Source organism: Vibrio taketomensis (assembly GCF_009938165.1).
GTDB classification, from domain to species: Bacteria; Pseudomonadota; Gammaproteobacteria; order Enterobacterales; family Vibrionaceae; genus Vibrio; species Vibrio taketomensis.
The window spans coordinates 318,938-338,840 of the sequence record NZ_AP019650.1 but is presented as its reverse complement, the minus strand read 5'-3'; the positions used below and the strand labels follow the sequence as shown (position 1 = coordinate 338,840).

General features: G+C 42.1%; 25 protein-coding genes and 3 pseudogenes. 5 read left to right on the top strand and 23 right to left on the bottom strand.

Annotation, left to right across the window (positions count from 1 at the left end):
- Positions 1-394 precede the first annotated feature (394 nt).
- Positions 395-736, top strand: a complete 342-nt coding sequence (locus tag Vt282_RS15250; RefSeq protein ID WP_162063925.1) for an Hpt domain-containing protein — start codon at positions 395-397, stop codon at positions 734-736.
- Positions 737-775: 39 nt separating this feature from the next.
- Here Vt282_RS15250 and Vt282_RS21775 read toward each other — a convergent pair whose 3' ends face one another.
- Both Vt282_RS21775 and Vt282_RS21770 read right to left on the bottom strand, forming a co-directional pair.
- Positions 776-1,246, bottom strand: a complete 471-nt coding sequence (locus Vt282_RS21775) for a zinc-binding dehydrogenase (RefSeq protein ID WP_269472657.1) — start codon at positions 1,244-1,246, stop codon at positions 776-778.
- Positions 1,243-1,821, bottom strand: coding sequence for an alcohol dehydrogenase catalytic domain-containing protein (locus Vt282_RS21770; RefSeq protein WP_269472656.1), 579 nt, complete (start codon positions 1,819-1,821; stop codon positions 1,243-1,245). Before Vt282_RS21770 ends, Vt282_RS21775 begins: the two co-directional genes overlap by 4 nt.
- A gap of 143 nt (positions 1,822-1,964) precedes the next feature.
- Between Vt282_RS21770 and Vt282_RS15240 the strand changes: the two genes are divergently transcribed.
- Positions 1,965-2,678, top strand: coding sequence for an IclR family transcriptional regulator (locus Vt282_RS15240; protein WP_162063924.1), 714 nt, complete (start codon positions 1,965-1,967; stop codon positions 2,676-2,678).
- Positions 2,679-2,897: 219 nt separating this feature from the next.
- Positions 2,898-3,590, top strand: a complete 693-nt coding sequence (locus Vt282_RS15235) for an SDR family oxidoreductase (RefSeq protein ID WP_162063923.1) — start codon at positions 2,898-2,900, stop codon at positions 3,588-3,590.
- Positions 3,591-3,663: 73 nt separating this feature from the next.
- On the opposite strand, the gene Vt282_RS15230 is transcribed toward Vt282_RS15235, so the two are convergent.
- Positions 3,664-4,812 (bottom strand): iron-containing alcohol dehydrogenase, encoded by a 1,149-nt coding sequence (locus Vt282_RS15230; RefSeq protein WP_162063922.1) that lies wholly within the window; start codon positions 4,810-4,812, stop codon positions 3,664-3,666.
- 403 nt (positions 4,813-5,215) lie between these two features.
- Between Vt282_RS15230 and Vt282_RS15225 the strand changes: the two genes are divergently transcribed.
- Positions 5,216-6,106, top strand: a complete 891-nt coding sequence (locus tag Vt282_RS15225) for an AraC family transcriptional regulator (RefSeq protein WP_162063921.1) — start codon at positions 5,216-5,218, stop codon at positions 6,104-6,106.
- Positions 6,107-6,164: 58 nt separating this feature from the next.
- Here the strand turns inward: Vt282_RS15225 and Vt282_RS20830 are convergent, their stop codons facing one another.
- The 20 genes and pseudogenes from Vt282_RS20830 to Vt282_RS15165 all read right to left on the bottom strand — a co-directional run bounded on the left by Vt282_RS20830 (position 6,165) and on the right by Vt282_RS15165 (position 18,748).
- Positions 6,165-6,431 carry a hypothetical protein gene (locus Vt282_RS20830; RefSeq protein ID WP_232055275.1) on the bottom strand — a complete coding sequence of 89 codons (267 nt, stop codon included), beginning with the start codon at positions 6,429-6,431 and terminating at the stop codon, positions 6,165-6,167.
- 126 nt (positions 6,432-6,557) lie between these two features.
- Positions 6,558-6,737 carry a hypothetical protein gene (locus Vt282_RS20825; RefSeq protein ID WP_232055274.1) on the bottom strand — a complete coding sequence of 60 codons (180 nt, stop codon included), beginning with the start codon at positions 6,735-6,737 and terminating at the stop codon, positions 6,558-6,560.
- Between the two features lie 118 nt (positions 6,738-6,855).
- Positions 6,856-7,395, bottom strand: a complete 540-nt coding sequence (locus Vt282_RS21300) for a dihydroxy-acid dehydratase domain-containing protein (protein WP_269472655.1) — start codon at positions 7,393-7,395, stop codon at positions 6,856-6,858.
- A gap of 22 nt (positions 7,396-7,417) precedes the next feature.
- Positions 7,418-7,768, bottom strand: coding sequence for a hypothetical protein (locus Vt282_RS21295; protein WP_462933668.1), 351 nt, complete (start codon positions 7,766-7,768; stop codon positions 7,418-7,420).
- Entirely contained in the window at positions 7,734-7,931 is a 198-nt protein-coding gene (locus Vt282_RS21935; protein ID WP_462933667.1) for a dihydroxy-acid dehydratase domain-containing protein, read from the bottom strand. The genes Vt282_RS21295 and Vt282_RS21935 overlap by 35 nt, the downstream gene beginning before the upstream one ends.
- Complete coding sequence (locus tag Vt282_RS21290; RefSeq protein WP_269472654.1) at positions 7,918-8,736, bottom strand: dihydroxy-acid dehydratase domain-containing protein; 819 nt, start codon at positions 8,734-8,736, stop codon at positions 7,918-7,920. Before Vt282_RS21290 ends, Vt282_RS21935 begins: the two co-directional genes overlap by 14 nt.
- A 106-nt stretch (positions 8,737-8,842) precedes the next feature.
- The gene (locus Vt282_RS21930; RefSeq protein ID WP_462933666.1) at positions 8,843-9,067 is read right to left on the bottom strand and encodes an enolase C-terminal domain-like protein; all 225 of its coding nucleotides are present in this window, start codon (positions 9,065-9,067) and stop codon (positions 8,843-8,845) included.
- A 124-nt stretch (positions 9,068-9,191) separates the two neighbouring features.
- Positions 9,192-9,452, bottom strand: a pseudogene (locus tag Vt282_RS21925) (enolase C-terminal domain-like protein); the annotation flags it as partial.
- Between the two features lie 135 nt (positions 9,453-9,587).
- Positions 9,588-9,761, bottom strand: a complete 174-nt coding sequence (locus Vt282_RS21920) for a hypothetical protein (RefSeq protein ID WP_232055272.1) — start codon at positions 9,759-9,761, stop codon at positions 9,588-9,590.
- Between the two features lie 339 nt (positions 9,762-10,100).
- Positions 10,101-11,129 (bottom strand): TRAP transporter large permease, encoded by a 1,029-nt coding sequence (locus Vt282_RS15205; protein ID WP_232055271.1) that lies wholly within the window; start codon positions 11,127-11,129, stop codon positions 10,101-10,103.
- 251 nt (positions 11,130-11,380) lie between these two features.
- Positions 11,381-11,605, bottom strand: a complete 225-nt coding sequence (locus Vt282_RS20810; RefSeq protein WP_232055270.1) for a TRAP transporter small permease — start codon at positions 11,603-11,605, stop codon at positions 11,381-11,383.
- Positions 11,606-11,780: 175 nt separating this feature from the next.
- Positions 11,781-12,307 (bottom strand): annotated as a pseudogene (locus tag Vt282_RS21280) (TRAP transporter substrate-binding protein).
- Between the two features lie 28 nt (positions 12,308-12,335).
- Positions 12,336-12,614: a TRAP transporter substrate-binding protein DctP gene (gene dctP, locus Vt282_RS21275; RefSeq protein WP_269472653.1), complete on the bottom strand. Its 279-nt coding sequence runs from the start codon at positions 12,612-12,614 to the stop codon at positions 12,336-12,338.
- 103 nt (positions 12,615-12,717) lie between these two features.
- On the bottom strand, positions 12,718-12,909 hold the full coding sequence (locus Vt282_RS20805; protein WP_232055269.1) for a beta/alpha barrel domain-containing protein: 192 nt from the start codon (positions 12,907-12,909) through the stop codon (positions 12,718-12,720).
- Positions 12,910-13,030: 121 nt separating this feature from the next.
- Positions 13,031-13,363, bottom strand: a complete 333-nt coding sequence (locus tag Vt282_RS20800; RefSeq protein ID WP_232055268.1) for a beta/alpha barrel domain-containing protein — start codon at positions 13,361-13,363, stop codon at positions 13,031-13,033.
- Between the two features lie 263 nt (positions 13,364-13,626).
- Positions 13,627-13,859, bottom strand: a pseudogene (locus Vt282_RS21765) (2-dehydro-3-deoxygalactonokinase).
- 699 nt (positions 13,860-14,558) lie between these two features.
- A complete protein-coding gene (locus Vt282_RS20795) occupies positions 14,559-14,771 on the bottom strand; it encodes an FCD domain-containing protein (RefSeq protein ID WP_232055267.1) in 213 nt (70 codons plus the stop codon).
- Between the two features lie 47 nt (positions 14,772-14,818).
- Entirely contained in the window at positions 14,819-15,052 is a 234-nt protein-coding gene (locus Vt282_RS20790; protein WP_232055266.1) for a winged helix-turn-helix domain-containing protein, read from the bottom strand.
- A 345-nt stretch (positions 15,053-15,397) separates the two neighbouring features.
- Entirely contained in the window at positions 15,398-16,402 is a 1,005-nt protein-coding gene (locus tag Vt282_RS15170; protein WP_162063918.1) for a DUF2860 domain-containing protein, read from the bottom strand.
- A 369-nt stretch (positions 16,403-16,771) separates the two neighbouring features.
- On the bottom strand, positions 16,772-18,748 hold the full coding sequence (locus Vt282_RS15165; RefSeq protein WP_232055265.1) for a methyl-accepting chemotaxis protein: 1,977 nt from the start codon (positions 18,746-18,748) through the stop codon (positions 16,772-16,774).
- An 835-nt stretch (positions 18,749-19,583) separates the two neighbouring features.
- On the opposite strand from Vt282_RS15165, the gene Vt282_RS15160 reads away from it, so the two are divergent.
- Entirely contained in the window at positions 19,584-19,889 is a 306-nt protein-coding gene (locus Vt282_RS15160; protein ID WP_162063917.1) for a PTS sugar transporter subunit IIB, read from the top strand.
- Positions 19,890-19,903: the final 14 nt, after the last annotated feature.

The window sequence follows — 19,903 nt, the reverse complement described above, 5'->3', positions numbered from 1 at the left end:
CGTTGTTGTTCTATTTTCAAAGATAGATATCACCAAGAAAGCGCAGTGGCAATAACATTTTCAATATATAAATTTAACAGCTAATTATACTTGGCTACATATACTCAAGTGACTTCAAAATGCAGGATTCAGAACATTGTTACTGCTTTGAGTTTAAGGAAAACTACTCGAAAATAGCCATCTATTTTCGAGTAGTTTGACGCAAAAATCGAGGCAGTAACTTGCTCCCAAAGGGCGAGCTGAACCACGCACCTGAGGTTATTTGAGTATATCGCTCTTATCGCAGAAAAGATGACTTCGTGTATAGCAAAATTTATTTAGCATTATGCAATATTGCACTTATCGAGAACCAATTCTAAAGTTTAGATATCCCTTATAACGACGTTGAGTTGATATGCTGAATTTCACCACAATAAAAACCATTCTTGATGATGATAACGACGTGCTTTTTGCTCTTTTGTCGACTTACATTGAAGATTTTGGTGATGTAGAACAAAAGCTAGAAGCGTTATATCAAGCAGAGGATTGGCAGGCGCTGTTTATACTCAGCCATAGCCTAAAAGGAACACTGAGAGTGCTTGAAGAAACGGATGTAAGCCCTGTTTTAGAGAAAATCGAGCATCAAAGCCGAGAAGGAGAGGCTCCTGAACTGAATGACGTGAAGAAAGCGTTGGCTGAATTAGCCTCCATCAAATCTCAGATAGAACACTATTTGGCGGCTGAAATGGCGGGATGACATAACGACACTCCCGCCAAGGTATAACGCAAACAAGGATTATCCTTTTAATGACTGCATGTCTATCACAAAGCGGTATTTCACATCCGACTTCATAACGCGTTCATAAGCGTGATTGATCTCCTGCATATCAATCATTTCAACGTCAGAAACAATATTATGCTTGGCGCAGAAATCGAGCATTTCTTGGGTTTCTTGTATCCCCCCAATCAAAGACCCCGAGATAATTTTGCGACCAAACGACAAGGCCATCGTATTGACTTCGGTGACAGCAACCCCGACTACAGCCATCGTTTTACCTAACGCCAAGAGTGGGATATAAGGATCCATGTTGTGCGCGACCGGAATCGTATTAAGTAAAAAATCAAACCGCCCCGCTGCCGCAGACATCTGAGCCTCATCTTTAGAGACAAGAATATCGGTTGCACCCAGCCTTTTGGCATCTTGCCCCTTTTCAGGTGAGGTCGTGATCATGGTGACTTCTGCACCCATTGCAACGGCAAGTTTCACCCCATGTGCCCCAATCCACCCAGACCAATGACCCCGACTTTATCTCCGGGTTTGACTCCCCATTGGCGTAGTGGTGAATAAACAGTGATACCAGCGCAGAGAAGCGGTGCCACCGCCTTAATATCTAATGATTCAGACACACTGAGTACAAAATGCTGATCGACAACGATTTGGGTAGAATAGCCCCCTTGAGTAATTGCATCAGCACCATGTGGATCAGGGCTGCCATAGGTCATCACCATGCCTTGTTCACAGTGTTGCTCCAAATGATTTTGACACGGCGAACAAGTACGACAAGAATCCACCATGCAACCTACTCCAACTAGGTCACCGGCTTTGAATTGGGTTACGTCTGTACCAACACTCAATACGCGACCAATGATTTCATGTCCAGGAACGATCGGATAGTGGGTGAATCCCCAATCATTGTGGGCCATGTGAATATCACTATGGCAGACCCCACAATAGAGTATGTCGATTTGAACATCTTTCGCACCAACATCGCGGCGATCAAACTGATAAGGCTTTAATTCGTCACTACTGTTAAAAGCAGCAAATGAAGAAGTAACGTGCATGAGAACCTCCCTTTCATGTTGACTGGATTCATTTCGCTAGAGAAGATAAAAGTATAGATACAGTTTACGAATATCAGGCATTCTCGGTTCAATTTTTAACCCTCAATCGATGTTCATAAACATCATTCATGTAAGGCATTAGTGTGAGTAAGGAAACAAAAAGAATTCAGTCTGTTGAGAGAAGTTTTTCAATTCTTGAAGCGCTTTCACTCAGTGAGCAGTCGCTCTCGCTACAAAACATCAGTGAAATCGTCGCGCTCAACAAAACCACGGTTCATGGTTTACTCGCGACCATGTGTGCGCTGGGATACGTTAATAGAACCAAACAAGGCTACAGCTTGGGGCTAAGATTCAGAGAACTTTCTAGACCATTGGAGCAAAAAGACGAAGCGATTCGCCGCCATTTTAATGGCCTACTCAATCAAATGGCGCAACTCACCAACAACACAGCTTATCTTGCCGTCAAAAGTGGTGAGCAGGAGTATCTTTATCTCGATGCCATTGAAAGACAAAATCCATTAACCATTCGCAGCCCTCGTGGCCGAAGAGAAGGACTCGCGACATCAGCCATCGGGAAAGTATTTCTGGCTTTTGATAAAGAATTATTGCGCCAATTCCGCTTACAAACTCCGCTTTCCCCTGAGCTAGAAAAAGAGCTTTCTCAGGTGCTTATCAAAGGATATTCCTTAGACCTAGAGCAGGCAGAGCCCAACCTAAATTGTTTGGCCTTCCCACTTTATATGGCAGGCGAGTTGGTTGCGGTAGCCGGGATAAGTGGTGCAGCGACCGAGCTCACCCATCAACGATTGATCCATTTCGCAGAGGTGTTCCTCAAAATGCCCAACGCGAATAGCTAGATTGCCTTGCATTTTTCCTTCATTGTTTCGACAAGATTCGACATTATCAAATCTTGCCGACTTAGTTACCACTTTCCAACCTAATCAAGACGATACCCTTTAAACTGCTCCACAGTGGCAGTGAGGTGAGAAATACCCCCAACTCACATTCTCACTTCACTGCACTCTTGCGCCACGAGTATGTTCGATCATTTACCTAAGTAATACATTGGAGAAGTTATGTCGACAGTTTTAATTACCGGAGCTAATCGCGGTCTTGGTTTAGAGTTTGTGCGTCAGTATGCCGCAATGGGCTGGCAAGTGCTTGCGACTTGCCGCACTCCAGAAAAAGCGGAATTGCTTGGCCAATTGGCAATGGAATATCCGCAAGTAAAGCTAATTAAACTCGACGTTACAAATGAAGACGAGATCAATTTATTAGCAACACAACTGAAAGGTCAAGCGATCGATCATCTCATCTTAAATGCAGGTGTTCTGGGTGAAGATTGCGCAAAACTCGGTGAAATGACTCAAGCGAAATGGCTTGAAGTCTTGACTATTAATACGGTCGCTCCCGCATTATTAATTCAAGCGTTACAAGATAATGTCGCAGCCAGTGAGCACAAAACTATCATAGGTATTTCAACACGAGTGGCGAGCCTGGGTGATAACAGTTCGGGCAACATGTACAGTTACAGAACATCTAAAGCCGCCCTTAACCAGATTTTGGTTTCCGCAGCACAAAACTTACGCGAGCAAGCCGTGAAAACGCTCGCAATACATCCGGGTTGGGTACAAACCGACATGGGTGGAGACAGTGCCACCTTCACGCCTCAAGAAAGTGTCGCAGGTATTATTAGTGTTGCTCAGAATCTAACTTTAGAAGGGTCTGGCAGTTTTCGTGTATTCGATGGCTCAACCATCGAATGGTAAAAAAAGACGGTCAATTGACCGTCTTTTACTATCTGCCTTCAAATTCGAAGAGCGATAAAAATCGACTTTGGCATTAAGCCACAGCATTTTCCAGAATTTGACGAACTTCAACTGGCGTAACGCTCTGGTTTTCTGTTAGCGCTGTCATTCCATGGTTTTCTAAACGTTCAACCACAAGATCGATAGCGTTTTGTTTGTCATCACCATGTTCAGTTAACTTAGTTGCCACATCAAGTTGGTTGTAGAACGCTTCGATTGCATCGATGGTGCGCTCAGCTAGATCATCACCCGCTTCCAAACCAAACACATTACGACCCATTTGCTCTAGCTTCGCACGCTTAAATTCAATTTGGTTGCGCAGTAGCGATGGCTGCACAATCGCCAGTGAACGAGCGTGGTCAACATGCCATAGCGCCGTAAGTTCATGACCAATCATATGTGTTGCCCAGTCTTGCTCTACGCCAACTGAAATCAAGCCATTTAACGCTTGGTTCGCTGTCCACATTAGGTTGGCACGCCATAGATCGTTATCACGTTCAGCGTAGCTATCACCCAGTGCTTTTAATGAACGTAATAGCGTTTCTGCGTAACCGTCTTGCACTAATGCGCCAGCATTTTTAGTGATGTACTGCTCACATACATGTACCCATGCATCCACAATACCGTTCACTAGCTGCTTTTCTGGCAGTGTTTTCATCACATCAGGGTCCATCACTGCAAATTCAGGTTTCACACACGCAGCAGCAAACGCCATTTTTTGTTGAGTTTCCGCTTTGGTGATCACTGAGTTTGCGTTCGATTCAGAACCGGTTGCTGGCAAGGTCAAGATTACGCCAAGTGGAGTGGCTACTTGTGGTTGGTATTTGCCTGTCAGAATATCCCAACCATCACCATCATAGTGCGCCGCTGCTGCCGCATATTTCGCACCATCAATCACCGAGCCACCGCCGACAGCCAAAATGAAGTCCACACCTTGCTCTTTAATGATCGCAACCGCTTTATCCATGGTTTCTTTGGTTGGGTTCGCTTCTACACCAGAGAATTCAACCCATTGATGGCCTTGAAGCGCTTGTTGAACTTGCTCGTACACTCCATTTTTCTTGATTGATCCACCGCCGTATATAACCAGCACTTTTTTAGTTGTATCAATTGCTTGAGTAATGCTGCTGATTTGGCCTTGGCCAAAGAAAATTTGTGTTGGGTTTTGATAAGCAAACTTCATAGTAACCTCTATGTCTATTTATATACTCAAGTAACCTCAAGGTGCGTGGTTCAGCGAGAATGACTTGGATTGCAGACAAGGCAATGATTTGAAGATCTAGTGGTTCTAAATCAAAAATCGTTAACGACGTATACGAGCCAAGTCAACTCGCCCTTGGGGAGCAAGTTACTGCCTCGATTTTTGCGTCAAACTACTCGAAAATAGATGGCTATTTCGCTTCGTAGTTTTCCTTAAACTCAAAGCAGTAACAATGCTCTGAATCCTGCATCTTGAAGTCACTTGAGTATATTTTAAATTCAACTTCGTCGAGACATATGCATAATAGTATTCAATCTTCGACTTCAAAAGGTCGATTACTCCAAATAACATGCCTATTTCTACAAAACTCACGTTGGGATTGCCGATGTCACTTAAGTTTCTTATGCAACGCTATGTCGAAATCAATAATCTTCATGATTATGAGGGAGATAGAGCAACCAATATCGAACATGTACGTTTTTATCGCAGTAAGAAAGGTCATCCTCGCCACTCAATGATGTATAAGTCCGGCATCATTATTTTGGGTCAAGGACATAAGGCGATTTATGCCGGAGGTCAACGCATTCCTTATGGTGAAGGCGATTGCTTAGTGATGGGAGTGCCAATGCCTGTTGAGTGCGAGGCCTTCCCTAGTCATGATGAACCACTACTGGGCCTTGGGATCGAAATTCCCATGGCACTATTACAAAAGCTAGTGGGTAAAATTAAACACCGCTATCCAGAGCGCAACTTTAGTCCGCCAAATTTTGAAATGAGCATTCGCCGAGAACCGATTGATGCCAAATTAAAATGTGCTTGCGAGCGTCTACTGGAAGCATTATGCGATGATTTACAAGCTGAAATTTTAGGCCAGGCGCTACTTGAAGAAGTGATCTTCTTTACCCTTATGAGTAACAGCGGTGACACACTATTCACCCTCGCAGACCAAGAAGGTCGCTATGGGCGAATTGCCTCTGTGCTTGAAGAAATTCACACCAATTACCCGAGTGCGCTTAATGTTTCGGACTTGGCTGCCGCAGCCAATATGAGTATTTCTTCCTTTCATACTGCGTTTCGTAATGTCACGCTCGAGTCACCGATTCAATACATCAAAAAAGTGCGTCTCAATAAAGGCCGAGAGCTAATTTGCTTTGAAGGCAAACGGGTTAATGAAGCTGCCGATTTGGTTGGTTACGCCAGTGTGGCGCAATTTAGCCGCGAGTTTAAACGCCAATTTAACCTCGCGCCAAAGGATGCGGTTAATGCGTTGAATTAGGACCAAAACGCAAAAGCTAGGCATCGTGACCTAGCTTTTAATAAAATAGATAAATTATTTAAGATACTTCCAAAAGTATCATAAATTCATCAACTTCTATTTGATTCTCACCCACATCAAAACTCGGCAGACGGCAATAATTATGACTAATAATCCCGCGTGTCGCTAAGATCTGTTTTTCTACTTTAATAATATACTCACAGTGACTCATCCAGCGCTGAATAAAGTTAAGTAAGTTAGCATGCAATTGCTTAGCTTGTTCTACCTCACCTTTTGATATAAACGATATATTTCTATATATTTCAGTAAAAGAACATCCCGGCATTACCCCTTCCCGCCAACATCCAACATGTCCATCATATACAGACCTGCATATCCGTTTAAAATTACCGAATCTGGTTTGTAGCGCAATAACTCTCGGCAATACTCAACTGGAGGATTACACTCAATTTTAAATACCGCATGAGGATAACGACACTGATTTCGGCCATTGCTTGAGGGGAATATCCAGTCCTGTTTCGCCTGGTGCATACTGAACTAACACCGGAATTGTTACCGCATCTAGCACGGCACAAATATGATGGACAATTTGCTCCGTCGTAGGTTTCAGGAAGAACGGAGGAAGTAACATTAAACAATTACTCCAAGCTGCTGATAAAATTTAGCCTCTCTATCGCAACCTCTGTCGCATGATCAGTGACTGAAATGCAGCTATATACAGGGCTATTGGCAACAATTGAACAAAGAGACTAGCAAGTTGCTCTTTCTCTTTCTGTTAATTTGTAGAACTCACTCGCGATTCCAAACAGAGTAATACCATTACAACCTGTATTAACTAAATGATTAATCATGTTGGTAAACGAGACTAAGTCAACATGACCATCAACAGTGAATGGCATTGCTGCAATCGGGTTAACTCCTGCCAATTCTTCGGGAAGATATACTTTATTCATCGTAATACTGCCCCTCACTGCAGACGCAGCGCGCTCACGGTAAAGATTTAGAAAGCCCGATGGAACTTGTTTTGTCAGCGGTTTCCATTCGGTATATCGATTCTGAATTTCTGCTTCATCTACCAATAGACTAAGAGTTCGTTCTGAAATGTTTATTTTGATTTGATCGCCATCTTTTATCAGACCTATTACACCACCATCTGCCGCTTCTGGTGAAATATGCCCCACAAACAAACCTCGATTCGACCCAGAGAAACGCCCATCAGTAATCAACGCACAATCATTTGACAAAGCCATTCCTTCCAAAAATTTCATTGGCTTATACATTTCTGGCATTCCCGGACCACCCTTAGGCCCTTCATAACGTAAAACGAGTACGCTTCCTTTTCAATGCCTCCTTGTTGAATACGATCGATCGCTTCTTGTTCAGAGTCAAACACAATCGCAGGCCCTGAAATTCATACATATGAGCCGGAACTGCTGCTGGTTTGATAACTGCACCTAATGGCGAAATATTACCATTCAAAACTGCAACGCCTGCATCGGGTTTTATCGGCTTATCAAGAGGACTGATAACTGGATTTTCATCTAATAATGTTACCTGATCCAATGCTTGCGCTTTAGTACCAGCAACAGTGAGTGCATCAAGCTCCAATTGACTCGCCAACTGCTTTTCAACCGCAGCAATGCCGCCGGCGATGGAAATCAATCATGTCGTACTCAGAAGCAGGATAAATAGCCGCTAACAATGGAATTTTGCGACTTAATTTATCAAATTCACTCAAAGATAAATTACCTAAGCCCGCTTCATAGTGAATTGCTTGAAGGTGCAAAATTGCATTTGTCGATCCCCTGTAGCTAGCAATGTACACATCGCGTTGTGAATCGCTTTTTCGTTAGTATTTGACGGGCAGTGGTACCATTATGTACCAGTTGAACAACTCTCTGACCTGCACTAAAACCGACTTTGAATCGTTCAGAGTCAATCGCTGGAATGGTTGATGTCTGTGGTAAACTCATACCTAATGATTCAGCAAGGCAAGACATTGTATTGGCTGTTCCGTACATTGTGCATGAACCAGGCCCTGGCTCTGCGATATCTTCAATATGACGAAACTCTTCTTCACTGATTTCACCGCGTTGCTTCCAGCCAATCGCTTCGGTAACGATGTTTCCATCCCAATGCTTACCTTGATATTCTGCTGGATACATCGGACCACCATTGACTAGAATCGCTGGAATATCCAAACGAGCCGCCGCCATTAGCATTCCTGGTACAATTTTATCGCAAGATCCAAGCAACACCATGCCATCAAATCGATGAGCCCTCACCATAATTTCGATAGATGCGGTGATCACTTCTCGAGCTGCAAGAATATAGCGCATTCCAAGATGCCCCTCTGCGATACCATCGCATGGTGCAATAGTGCCAAACATCATCGGTACACCACCGGCTTCACGTACCCCATCTATTACTTGTTTGGCGACATCATTTAAGTTCACGTGACCTGGTGTGGCATTGGTGTAGCTATTTACAACAGCGATAACAGGTTTTCGAAGGTCACTATCCGTGTGACCCATCGATTTATACAGTGCGCGTTTTAGCGCACCGTCATCGCCCTGTAGAATTGAGCTAAAGTGAGAGCCACAGTTGCCGCAGTTTCCACAGTTAGCCATAATTACCACTCCGCAAATGAGCCATCTTTGTGACGCCATACAGGATTGCGCCAACGATGTCCCTCTTTGGTCATTTCGCGCAGGAACTCTTCATCAATATCGACGCCTAAGCCTGGGCCTGTTGGTAGCTCGCAATACCCTCTTTAAAGGTGAATACTTCTTTGTTTCTCACATAATCTAGAACATCACAGCCCTGATTATAGTGAATACCTATGCTTTGCTCTTGAATCACAGCATTTAGTGAAACAGCATCTACCTGAATACATGAAGAAAGAGCTACAGGCCCAAGCGGACAATGTGGTGCTAATGCAACATCGAATGCTTCTGCCATAGCCGCAATTTTTTAACTTCAGTAATACCACCAGCATGAGAAAGGTCTGGCTGAATGATATCAACCCACCACGCTGTAGTAGCGTTTTGAAATCCCAACGGCTAAACATACGCTCACCTGTAGCAATAGGAATCGCACCATATTGAGCAATTTCATGAATCGCATCTAAATGTTCCGGCAATACAGGTTCTTCAACAAACATTGGTCGCATAGGCTCTAGTTCACGCATCAAGACTTTTGCCATACCTTTATGTACACGCCCATGAAAATCGATACCGATACCCATATCCTTGTGCGTCGCATCACGTACAGCTTGCACACGCTCAAGAACCGCATCTACTTTGCTGTAATCATCAATAAAGTTTAACTCTTCAGTGCCATTCATTTTTATCGCAGTAAAACCTAATTCCATACGTTCTTTGGCCATACGAGCAACATCATCTGGACGGTCACCACCAATCCATGAATAAGTACGAATAGAATCTGCATTTCCCACCTAGTAGCTGATAAACAGGTACGTTCAGGTCTTACCTTTAATGTCCCAAAGAGCTTGATCAATACCAGACAAGGCACTCATCAAAACAGGACCACCACGATAAAATGTTGAGCGATATAGTACATTCCATATATCTTCGATATCACGAGGGTCTTTACCGATAACGTAATCCATCAACTCATCGACAGCCGCTTGCACGGTATGTGCTCGCCCTTCAAGAACTGGCTCACCCAGCCAACTAAACCTGTATCTGTTTCTAGTTTCAAAAACACCAGCGTGGTGGGACTAAAAATGTTTCATAACACAATTTTCATACTACTCTATTTAGCTAAATCTGGTAGAAAGGTGATAACGCTTGGTAAGAAAACCAAAGCAATTTGAACTAACAACATACTGATAAGGAAAGGCACAACTGCACGAGATAACTGAACCATTGAAGAACCAGTTATGCCTTTTGCCACAAACAAGTTAACCCAACTGGTGGCGTGATAAGCGCAAGCTCAGTACCTACAATCAAATGATACCGAAGTGGTAGGACTAATACCCAATTGAACCAAAATTGGTAAGAATAGAGGTATAGATTAGGATCTGTGCTGCGGTCTCAATAAACAGACCTGTGAACATGATCAATGCCACGAAAATTAACAGAATGATTGTTGGGTTGTCTGTAACTTGAAGAATAGCTTCACCAATCATCTGAGGGATTTGGCTCATTGTTAAATAACGCGCAAATGCCGTAGCAAAGCCGAGAATGATTACACAGCCTGTTGTTATCGCGGATTTAACTACGATTGGGCGAATATCTTTAAGCGTGATTTCTTTATGAACAAATAGGCTAACAACTAAAGTGTAAATAACAGTAATAAAAGCCGCTTCAGTTGCAGTAAACACACCTGAATAAATACCACCAAAATAATTACTGGCGTTAATAAAGCCCATTTTGCATCCCAAAAGCCGACCATACTTTCTTACTGTCAAACTTTTCAGCCATGCCGACATAACCACGTTTTTGCAATTAGATATACTGTTAAAATAAGACCGAGACCAACCATTCCTCCTGGAATAAAACCGGCAGAACATGTCACCAATGGAGATTTCTGCAGTTACAGCATAGATAATCATTGGAATTGATGGTGGAATCAGAATACCTAAGGAGCCTGCCGAGGCGGTTAGCGCACCTGCGAAGTGGCGGTTATAACCTTTCTCGATCATCGAAGGCACCATCATCGAACCGATCGCCGCCACGGTTGCTGGTGAAGACCCTGAAATCGCAGCAAAGAACATACATGCGATAACCGTTACAATACCAAGACCACCTGTTGTTCGGCCGACTAATGTTGATGCGAAACCTACAATACGACGTGACAAACCACCAGTTTCCATAACGAAACCAGCCATAATAAACATAGGAATGGCTAAATAGGTAAATGAGTCCAAACCTGAAAATGAGATCTGAGCAATAAATCCGCCGGAAATATCATTCATTAACAGCGCAGCGAGGGTCGACATACCGATACAGATCGCAATCGGCATACCGACAAACAGTAATGCTACGAAAATCAACATGGTTATACCAAATGAAAACATTACTGAACCTCCGAATCGTTCTGGCTCACAATCAGCGCATCACGATTTTGATAACGTTGATACATACGCTGAATTAGACGTAAAGAAATTAGAAAGAAAAGACTGGGACAATCATATAAACCCAACCAATCTGCCAACCTAAAGCAGGTGTAACCTGCGATACACGCAAAGCTTCGACAGTAATTTCAACACCATAAATTCCCACGTAAATCATAAACGCACAAGAGGCTTCAATTACTTGGTCTAGGTAATACTTGGTTGCCTTTTACAAAGTTATCAATGATCTCAACCCGAACATGAGCACCTTTAATTACTGCGAGTGATGAAGCTGCATAAACCAAAGCGATAAATACATAGCGAGCTAACTCTTCTGTCCAAGACAAAGAAAAGTTGAATACAAAGCGGAATAAAATCTGAAGAAGACACAGAATGATTAGCGCAAGAAATAACGCCACACTTAAGTATTCTTCAAATTCCTCACAAAGACTTTTGACAATTTAGACATAACGAATCTCGATATAATCGACAGATAATAGGGCGAGAACTCGCCCCGTTCGTATTAAGAAAGCTTGTTAACTTGTTGTTGTAACTCAGCAAAGAATGCAGGGTCGATTTGATCACCATGATCTTTTACAACAGGGCAACCGCTTCACGAATTTCTTGCTTCGCTGCTTCTGAAAGTTTGTGGAATTTAACGCCTGACTCGATCATCTTTTGTAGTGATTCTTCATCTTGCAAACGTACTGCAGAACGCATTTCTTCTTTCGCTAAGTCAGCACCTTGTTGAAGAATTTGTTGATGCTCTGGAGAAAGGCCGTCGTAGAATTTCTTACCGACGACGAAGACTACCCAGCTATACATGTCCTGTATCCGATGCATAAGGCTGTACTTCAAATAGGCGTTGAGAATAAATGTTGGTGAAAGGGTTCTCTTGACCATCAACAGTACCTAACTGCAATGAAGAAAAGTTCAGAGAAAGGCATTGGTGTTGGGTTCGACCCCAATGCACGGAAAGCATCAAGATGTGAACGGTTTTGCATCGTTCTCAGTTTCAAACCCTCAAAATCACTTAGTTGCGTGATCGGCTTGATACTATTGGTTACATGACGGAAACCAAAGTTGCCATAACCCAAGCCTACATAGCCCGCATTTTCCAGTCTACGAAGTAACTCTTTACCCTCCCCATCAACAACTTGGTTTTAATGTCTTCAGTCGGAAAATAAATGGGAGCTCTAATATATTGAATTCTTTTACAATATTCCCCATAACTGCTGGAGCTGGTAGATTCATTTGGACAGTATTGAGCTTAATTGACTCCAACACCTCTTGGTCGTTACCCAACTGATTGCTAGAGTGAATCTGTACGTCCAATTTACCTTGGGTTTGCTCCTCTACAAACGCTTCAAATGATTTCATCGCTTTAAATTCAAAATGGGATTCAGGCACGCCTATACCCACTTTCATAACTTGCACTTTATCTTCTTTCTCTCACAGCCTGTAAGCCCCAGTACAGCCATCGAAACAAGAATTGAGGTAAGGGTCTTTTCATTTCACATATCCTTGAGTTTTAGTTATTAGATAGAGCCCATGCGTCACGGTATTGACGGGCATTTGTTATAATTTGTTCTAATTCCATTCCCGGTTTGTAAAGGCCGGAACCTAAACCGAAACCATTTGCGCCAGCTTGCCTAAACTCACTCATCTGTGTCGCATCAGCATTAATACCACCTACGGGTAAGCATGCTACATGCTTTGGCAAAACGGCTCTTAAGGCCTTTAAGTATCGGGGTTCAACGCAATCGGCGGGGAAAACTTCAGCCCACTAGCACCATATTCAAGTGCAGTAAATGCTTCTGTTGGAGTCATCACCCCAGGCAATGTCACACACCCATTTTTGCAGCACATCGAATTACGTCTGGATTCATATTTGGCGTCACAATCAAACGAGCACCTGTCTCCAAAACCTCATTTAACTGCCGCATATTAGTTACTGTCCCTGCCCCAACGATGGCTTGATGACCAAACTCTTTTGCTAAATATCGAATACTGGTTAACGCATCAGGGCTATTTAAAGGAACTTCAATCAACCTATAACCCTCTGCGATAAGTGCGCTTGCCACTGGGATGATTTGCTCAGGCGTTATACCTCGCAAAATTGCTACAAGTGGTAACGAACTAAAAGCATCTTCTTTCATCAATTGTTCAGGCAACATTGCGAATCCCTTACTTTGCTGATAGATAGTTGTTAATCCGGCTAGAAACAATCATCCCCAGACAAGAACTCAGCGTTCATTCCAAGGTGCTCTATTGCTGTTTGATAGAGGTTGCATAACTTGCCATCGCCCACTAGATACACCGATTTTTGATCTTGAGCGAAGACAATTCGCACCGATCAATAAGCCAGACAAATAACTCTCTACATGAAGTAGCGATATGATTAAACAAACGTTGAGTACGAGGCGAAAACAAACAGAACTTAGTGAACCTTCGAGCGCAGCATCCACACCAGAATAAATGCGTGTTTATTGTTTTCTTGTTTAGGCAATTGACGGCCTAAGATTGAGTATTGCTTAAGAATTGAGAACAACTCGCCAGTCATAAATGTTTGAAAAAAGCCAATGCTCGATTCTCAATTCGGGCATGCTTGCTATGCGTTCCTGGCAAAATTACAGTGGTATTACTTTGGTCTAGGCGACTAACAAGACCCATCAATTGGATCTCCTCACCGCATTACATCAGGTAGGTTGAGTTTATTGCTGCCGGTAACTCCTGTCACTATCCAGCCTTTGTTACCCCATGGAAGTTCAACTTCACCTAGGTTTTGACTCAAAGCTTCGACGAAACAGGCAATTCTGCATAAGGGACATCAAGCCATCCCTGCTGAGACCCACCATGCCCCAAGTAAAACAGGCAATGATTCAATCGAACCTAACCATGGTTCGCATAATTGGCGAAACGTTTCAGAATTGACCTGTCGGTACACTAAGTAATCCACAAGAGGCCGTTATTTTATCGATAACTGGCCATCTTCGGTCATGAGGAACGCTCGAAAGTTTGAGGTTCCCCAATCAACTGCAACCCAACTAGGTAAGATTGTTATTTTTGTCATACATATAATCCCATCTTGTATGACAAGTATGATAGGTGTTTTTAGACTAGGTGTGTGATCAAAACCTAAAATCTATTATCGAATTAAAGAAACAAAATCAGGGACATCTGGTAGCACTTTACGCATCGAAACTAACACCATTTCCCTCATACGAGCACGTGCACTTTCCGCATCACGCATTCGAATCGCATCGAGTACATCCCAGTGTTCTTGCAGCGGGGCCGCTTAGGCTCACATCTTCTTCCAATGTATTTGCAAAGAGAGTTCCATCGTTACAGCCAACATATGACCTAGAGCAGTTAAAAAGGATTGTGAGAAGCATGAATAATTGCGTTGTGAAAGCGAATATCACCTTGGTTAAATTTGTCACGGTTCATTTCAGCTTTCGCATCACGCATAATTTCGTAACCTTCTTCGATCTCTGCTAAATCTTTACCGGTAGCATTCAAAGCGGCTAGAGCTGCAATATTTGGTTCGAAGATTAGTCGAGTCGCAATCAAATGACGTAGCACTCTGTCACTACTCTTGACTTGGGAAGTCCAGCGCAACACATCACTATCTAACCAATTCCATTGCTCAACAGGTGCAACAGTTGAACGTTTCTTGGTTGAATAATGATCATGCCTTTTGACGCTAAACTCTGTAAAGCAGAGCGGACGGAAGTTCGTGATTTATCGAATTGACGTGCTATCTCATTCTCACCTGGCAATTGATCATCTGAACTAAGTTTTCCAGAAATGATGAGATTGGCAATGTCTTCTGTTAACGCTTTGGATACTGGTGTTGTTTTCATATGGCTCAATCATGTAATACAAGAAATTAAAACTAGAATACATGAAACATCCTTCGTCTTCATCTAGTATCTGCTCACCTTACTCGTTATAACCTACCAATAATTCTGATTAATTCACCTAACAAAATTAACAATGCTATTAAGTAAGCGCTAAAACCCGATAGGTTTTGTTGGGCTAGTACGATAAATTTTATTCTTCAAAATGCCTCACCTAGTGAATATCAAGGAAATCTAGCGACATTGAATACAAATTGCCTGAATTTAAATTGCTACAACAATAACAAAAAAGCCGCATTATGCGGCTTTTTACTATTCAATTGAGCGTATTTAAGAGCTCAACAGCGATTAGAATTGGTAGTTCATACCCACTGACATGATCAGTTCATTCTTATCGTAGAAGTCGATGTTTGAATCTGTGCTGCCAAAGCCTGCGAATGAAACAAATGACCAATCTTGCCAATCCATGAAGTTAGCGTATTCATAAGCCGCAAATAGGCTCATTTCATCGTCTTCACGTGTTTGGTTGAAAATTGGGTTTTCTGCATCGTAGTCGCGAGTGTTGAAGCCAGCGGTCAATGCGAACTGATGACGAGCTAGGAACTTAAAGTAGCTTAGTTCAACGCCATAGCCTTTGAATGAGTACGCATCGCCTTCTGCATCTGCACTAATGAAAGTTAGACGTGGCTTAAGCATGGTTGTTTCGTTAACCATGTATTTGTAATCAGTTCTGAAGTAGAACGCATCTGCATCACGACGTAGCTCATTGCGTTGAGCAGCCGTTAGCTTCTCATCATTCGCATTTTTATGAGCAAAACCTGATTTCTCATCATCGATCTCTTTGGTCGCGTACGCCATATCGACCGAGAATTTTGAGCCAGCAATATTTTCAAGTTTTAGGCGGTAAGCGTTACCATCTTCATCAGTAGTGCTGCGTTTGCCGTCAGTCTTGAATGGGTCTTCCCACACTTCACCAGACATAATGGTTGGTAGAATCGATACATCAACGATCATACCTGATGCTAGTTTGTACTTGTAACCCAGTTCAAATGCTAGCGTACCTGTCGCGATATCTTCGCGAGATGTACCCATGTAAAACTGTTTGTTCAGTTCACTACCGAAGGTGTATGAAAGGTTACCCAAAGGTAGAAGGAGACCACCGGTTACCGCGTCGTTAGTGTTATCTAAACTTTCAAGTTGCTCATTGTCATCATGTGTATTTAGGTTTGACTCGATTGAGTAAAAACCAGTGCTCACAGAAACCTCACCAGCAAAGCCTGCTGTCTCCGCAAGTTGTGCCGACGCTGAGCCACTCATTAGTGCTAGTGCAACTAGCGAAATCTTCGTTTTCATAATATCTCTTTCTTAATCACCACCGCATGTCCGCTGAATTTTCAGCACACTGAGACTCAATTTTATTGGATAACGCAAAAAAGTAAACTCAAAGGTTTACCTAATGGGATTTCTTTCGACAATGCAAATGAAACAAATCGTAAATTTACTTTTATTACAATAACTTAATTATTATTCAAATAAATTTATCGACTGGATAGGAAAGATTAATACCAGCGCAATGACCTATCAATTTAACATTTTGAATTTAACGACCTCATAATTTTCTGAAATCTCACTATTTACACATCATCTAATGTATTAATCGAAAATTAGACAAAAAAGCCACCGCAATGCGGTGGCTATATCATAGAGAATTCAGGATCTAAATTAGCGATTTAGCTGAAAGCTACCTAACATTTGGCTTTGTTTTTCAGCCAACTCGGATAAGAAGTTTGATGCTTGGCTTGATTGCTCAATACCTGCGACGTTTTGCTCAATTGCTACCTTAATGCCATTAAGCGATTCGCTGATCTCTTCTGCGGCACAAGATTGTTGATCGGCCGCCACTGACATCTCTGAGGCAACAGCATTAATTTCTGATACCGAACTTTGAATTGCTGACAATTTCGCTACCGCATCTTGAGATGAATCATGAACACTCGCCACTTTATTCAAACAGAGATCAACTTTAGATTGCGCCATATCTGAATTGCTTTGCAGCTCAGATATGATGTTCTGAATATGACCCGTTGAGTCTTGTGTTTTTGCAGCTAAAGCACGAACTTCATCCGCTACCACGGCAAAACCACGACCAAGTTCACCCGCACGTGCCGCTTCGATCGCTGCGTTCAGCGCAAGTAAGTTTGTTTGCTCAGAGATGTTGTTAATAACGTTTGCCACTTCAACAATGCTGTGACAACGCTGTTTTAGTTGCTCAACAACTTCAGCGGTATCTGCAAGCTCCGATGTCAATTGTTCAGCATTCATTTTGTTTTGCTCAACAATGTCTTGACCATCAATACACGCTTCCAACGCAGCAATCGCTTTACTTTCGGTGTTTTTCGCAGACTCAGCAACCATTTCAGCCGAACTCGACATTTCAGTGACTGCCGCGGCAATTTGCTCAACTTGAGCACTTTGCTCTTCGGCGTTGGCAGAGCTTTGTACCATAACTGCAGCCAACTCAGTTGAAGAGGAGGCAACTTCCGTACTTTGGTCTCGCACATCATGCAACACTAGAGACATAGTACTCATAGTGATATCCATGTTTTGTGCGAGTTTCGCTAGCTCATTGCGACCACTAATGCCCGTGTTTTGCGACAAATCTTTTTCAGCCATCGCTGCTAAAGAAGTCGATAGACGACCGAAAATGCTGATAATACGCGATGCTAAGAACAGACTTAACACAATAGCGATCAAGGCACTGATTAACCAAGCTGCCAACTGCATTGTCGTGACACGATCAATCGAAGCGTAGCTATCTTTCATCGCTTGATCACGCATTGCATTGTTGCGCTCTAGTACTGCATCGATATTGTCACGAATAACCGTTGCATTCTCAAACCACTGTTTCATCACCTGCTCATTCGCCGTTAACTCTTTAGTGATCACGTTGAATGAATTGACGTAACCGTGGTAAACATCACGCTCAAATTGAGCAACAGGAGCAATATTATCGTACTGCTTCAATACGCTACCTGCACCGTTGAGATATTTAACCGTATTATCGACATCGACTAATGTACGCATGTTGGTGATCTGAGCTAAACGAGAATAGAAACGGTCTAGATTATAAACCAACTCATTTCCCGCTTTATCCCACTCTTTCACATCAAGATTCGGGTTTTTCTCTGCATATTCTGCAACTTGATTGACCATTGAGAAAAGTGCTTGCCACATATGCGGTGTTTCGTACCACCACTGATTGGTTGCAGCTTGTAGGTGATGCACACTTTTTTCTAGTAACGCATGGTAGTTGTCCAAGCCTTTGATCACATTAGCCATATTTTTCTTAGCGGCATCAGAAGCACTAGGACGTTGTAGGTAGTTAACCTCCAATAGTTGCTTCAACTGATCAACTTTAGATCTGATATCTCTTAGTCGCTCTGGCATGTCTGCGATATCACCTCGCAGCATATCGCGCGCCATAATGCGAATATTGGCATAACCAAGATCGAGCTCTGCCGCAACCTCGGTCAACTCAACACGCTCAGCTACGTATTCAGACTGATATTTTACATCGTTTAAACTGTGATTAACGAAAAATGTAACGATGGCAAACAGCCCCAATGTAATGGCGACTGGCATCAGTAATAGTGATTTTAATGGTAGGTTTGATACCCACGAAGATATATTTTTATTCAAATTATTCGACCTCATTAAATGGTGAATGAATGATTATTATAATGTTACTCTTTCTACTTATATAAAAATGTTAATGTAAAATATAAATTATTTAAACTTATTAAATTATATTAACTTAACAAATCAACCATCGATTAAAATTCACCTAATGTTAGTTGTTAACTACATCAGTGACAATTGATATTTTTACTCTTAATAATTTTGTTGTTTATTAAATAATCTAATTGCATGTATCCTTACTTGCTAAGTAACAACCACTTATTCGATTAAATTCATACACTTTCCCACCAAGCCCGTCGACTAACTCCTACATACACCAAACTATATTTCATCGAATCAGTGCTCATATCACTCTTCGAGTTATTGTCTAGTAATATTTAGATACAGATTAATTATGATTTCACTCATATATTAACTTTACAGAGAAAACCCATATTTATACGCATATTCACTCGCCACATATGACATTTTTATGAAATAGAATCTCATATCGCTCATAAAAGCTAAATATCTATAACTTTCATTTTCAATTTCCATGATTATGAATGATGTACGGTAATATTTTTCTTTCTACTGTTATGATTCTGTCCTCTTTAATATTCAAACATCACTTCTTATTCATGATTTACCCACACGCTAAAACTCACTAACTGATTCAAAGACTGTTTAACTCGACAAATTTCGATAGAGATCACATTTCCATAGATCACTGAAACATTTAGAAACATTTAAGAGGAATTTCGAGACCGATGTCACAAAAATTATGACCATACAGGCATATTGTTACCGCAAATGAGAGCGCTCATAATGATTACAAGTGAATTAAGGTATTGATATGAAAAAGATTTTACTTTGCTGCGCTGCTGGAATGTCTACAAGTATGCTGGTCAAAAAGATGCAAACAAGTGCTGCAGAACGTGGCATAGAAACCGAAATCAACGCTATTTCTATCGCTGATATTGAAGAGAATTTGCCGCAATACGACGTGGTTCTACTCGGTCCCCAAGTGAAATACGAATTGGCGCGCATCACCGAACTGGCCACACCACAAAATAAACCGGTCGCGGTTATCGATATGATGGACTATGGCACAATGCGAGGCGATAAAGTTCTCGACAAAGCAATTGCGTTAATTAGTTAACCTCCCGAAATTTA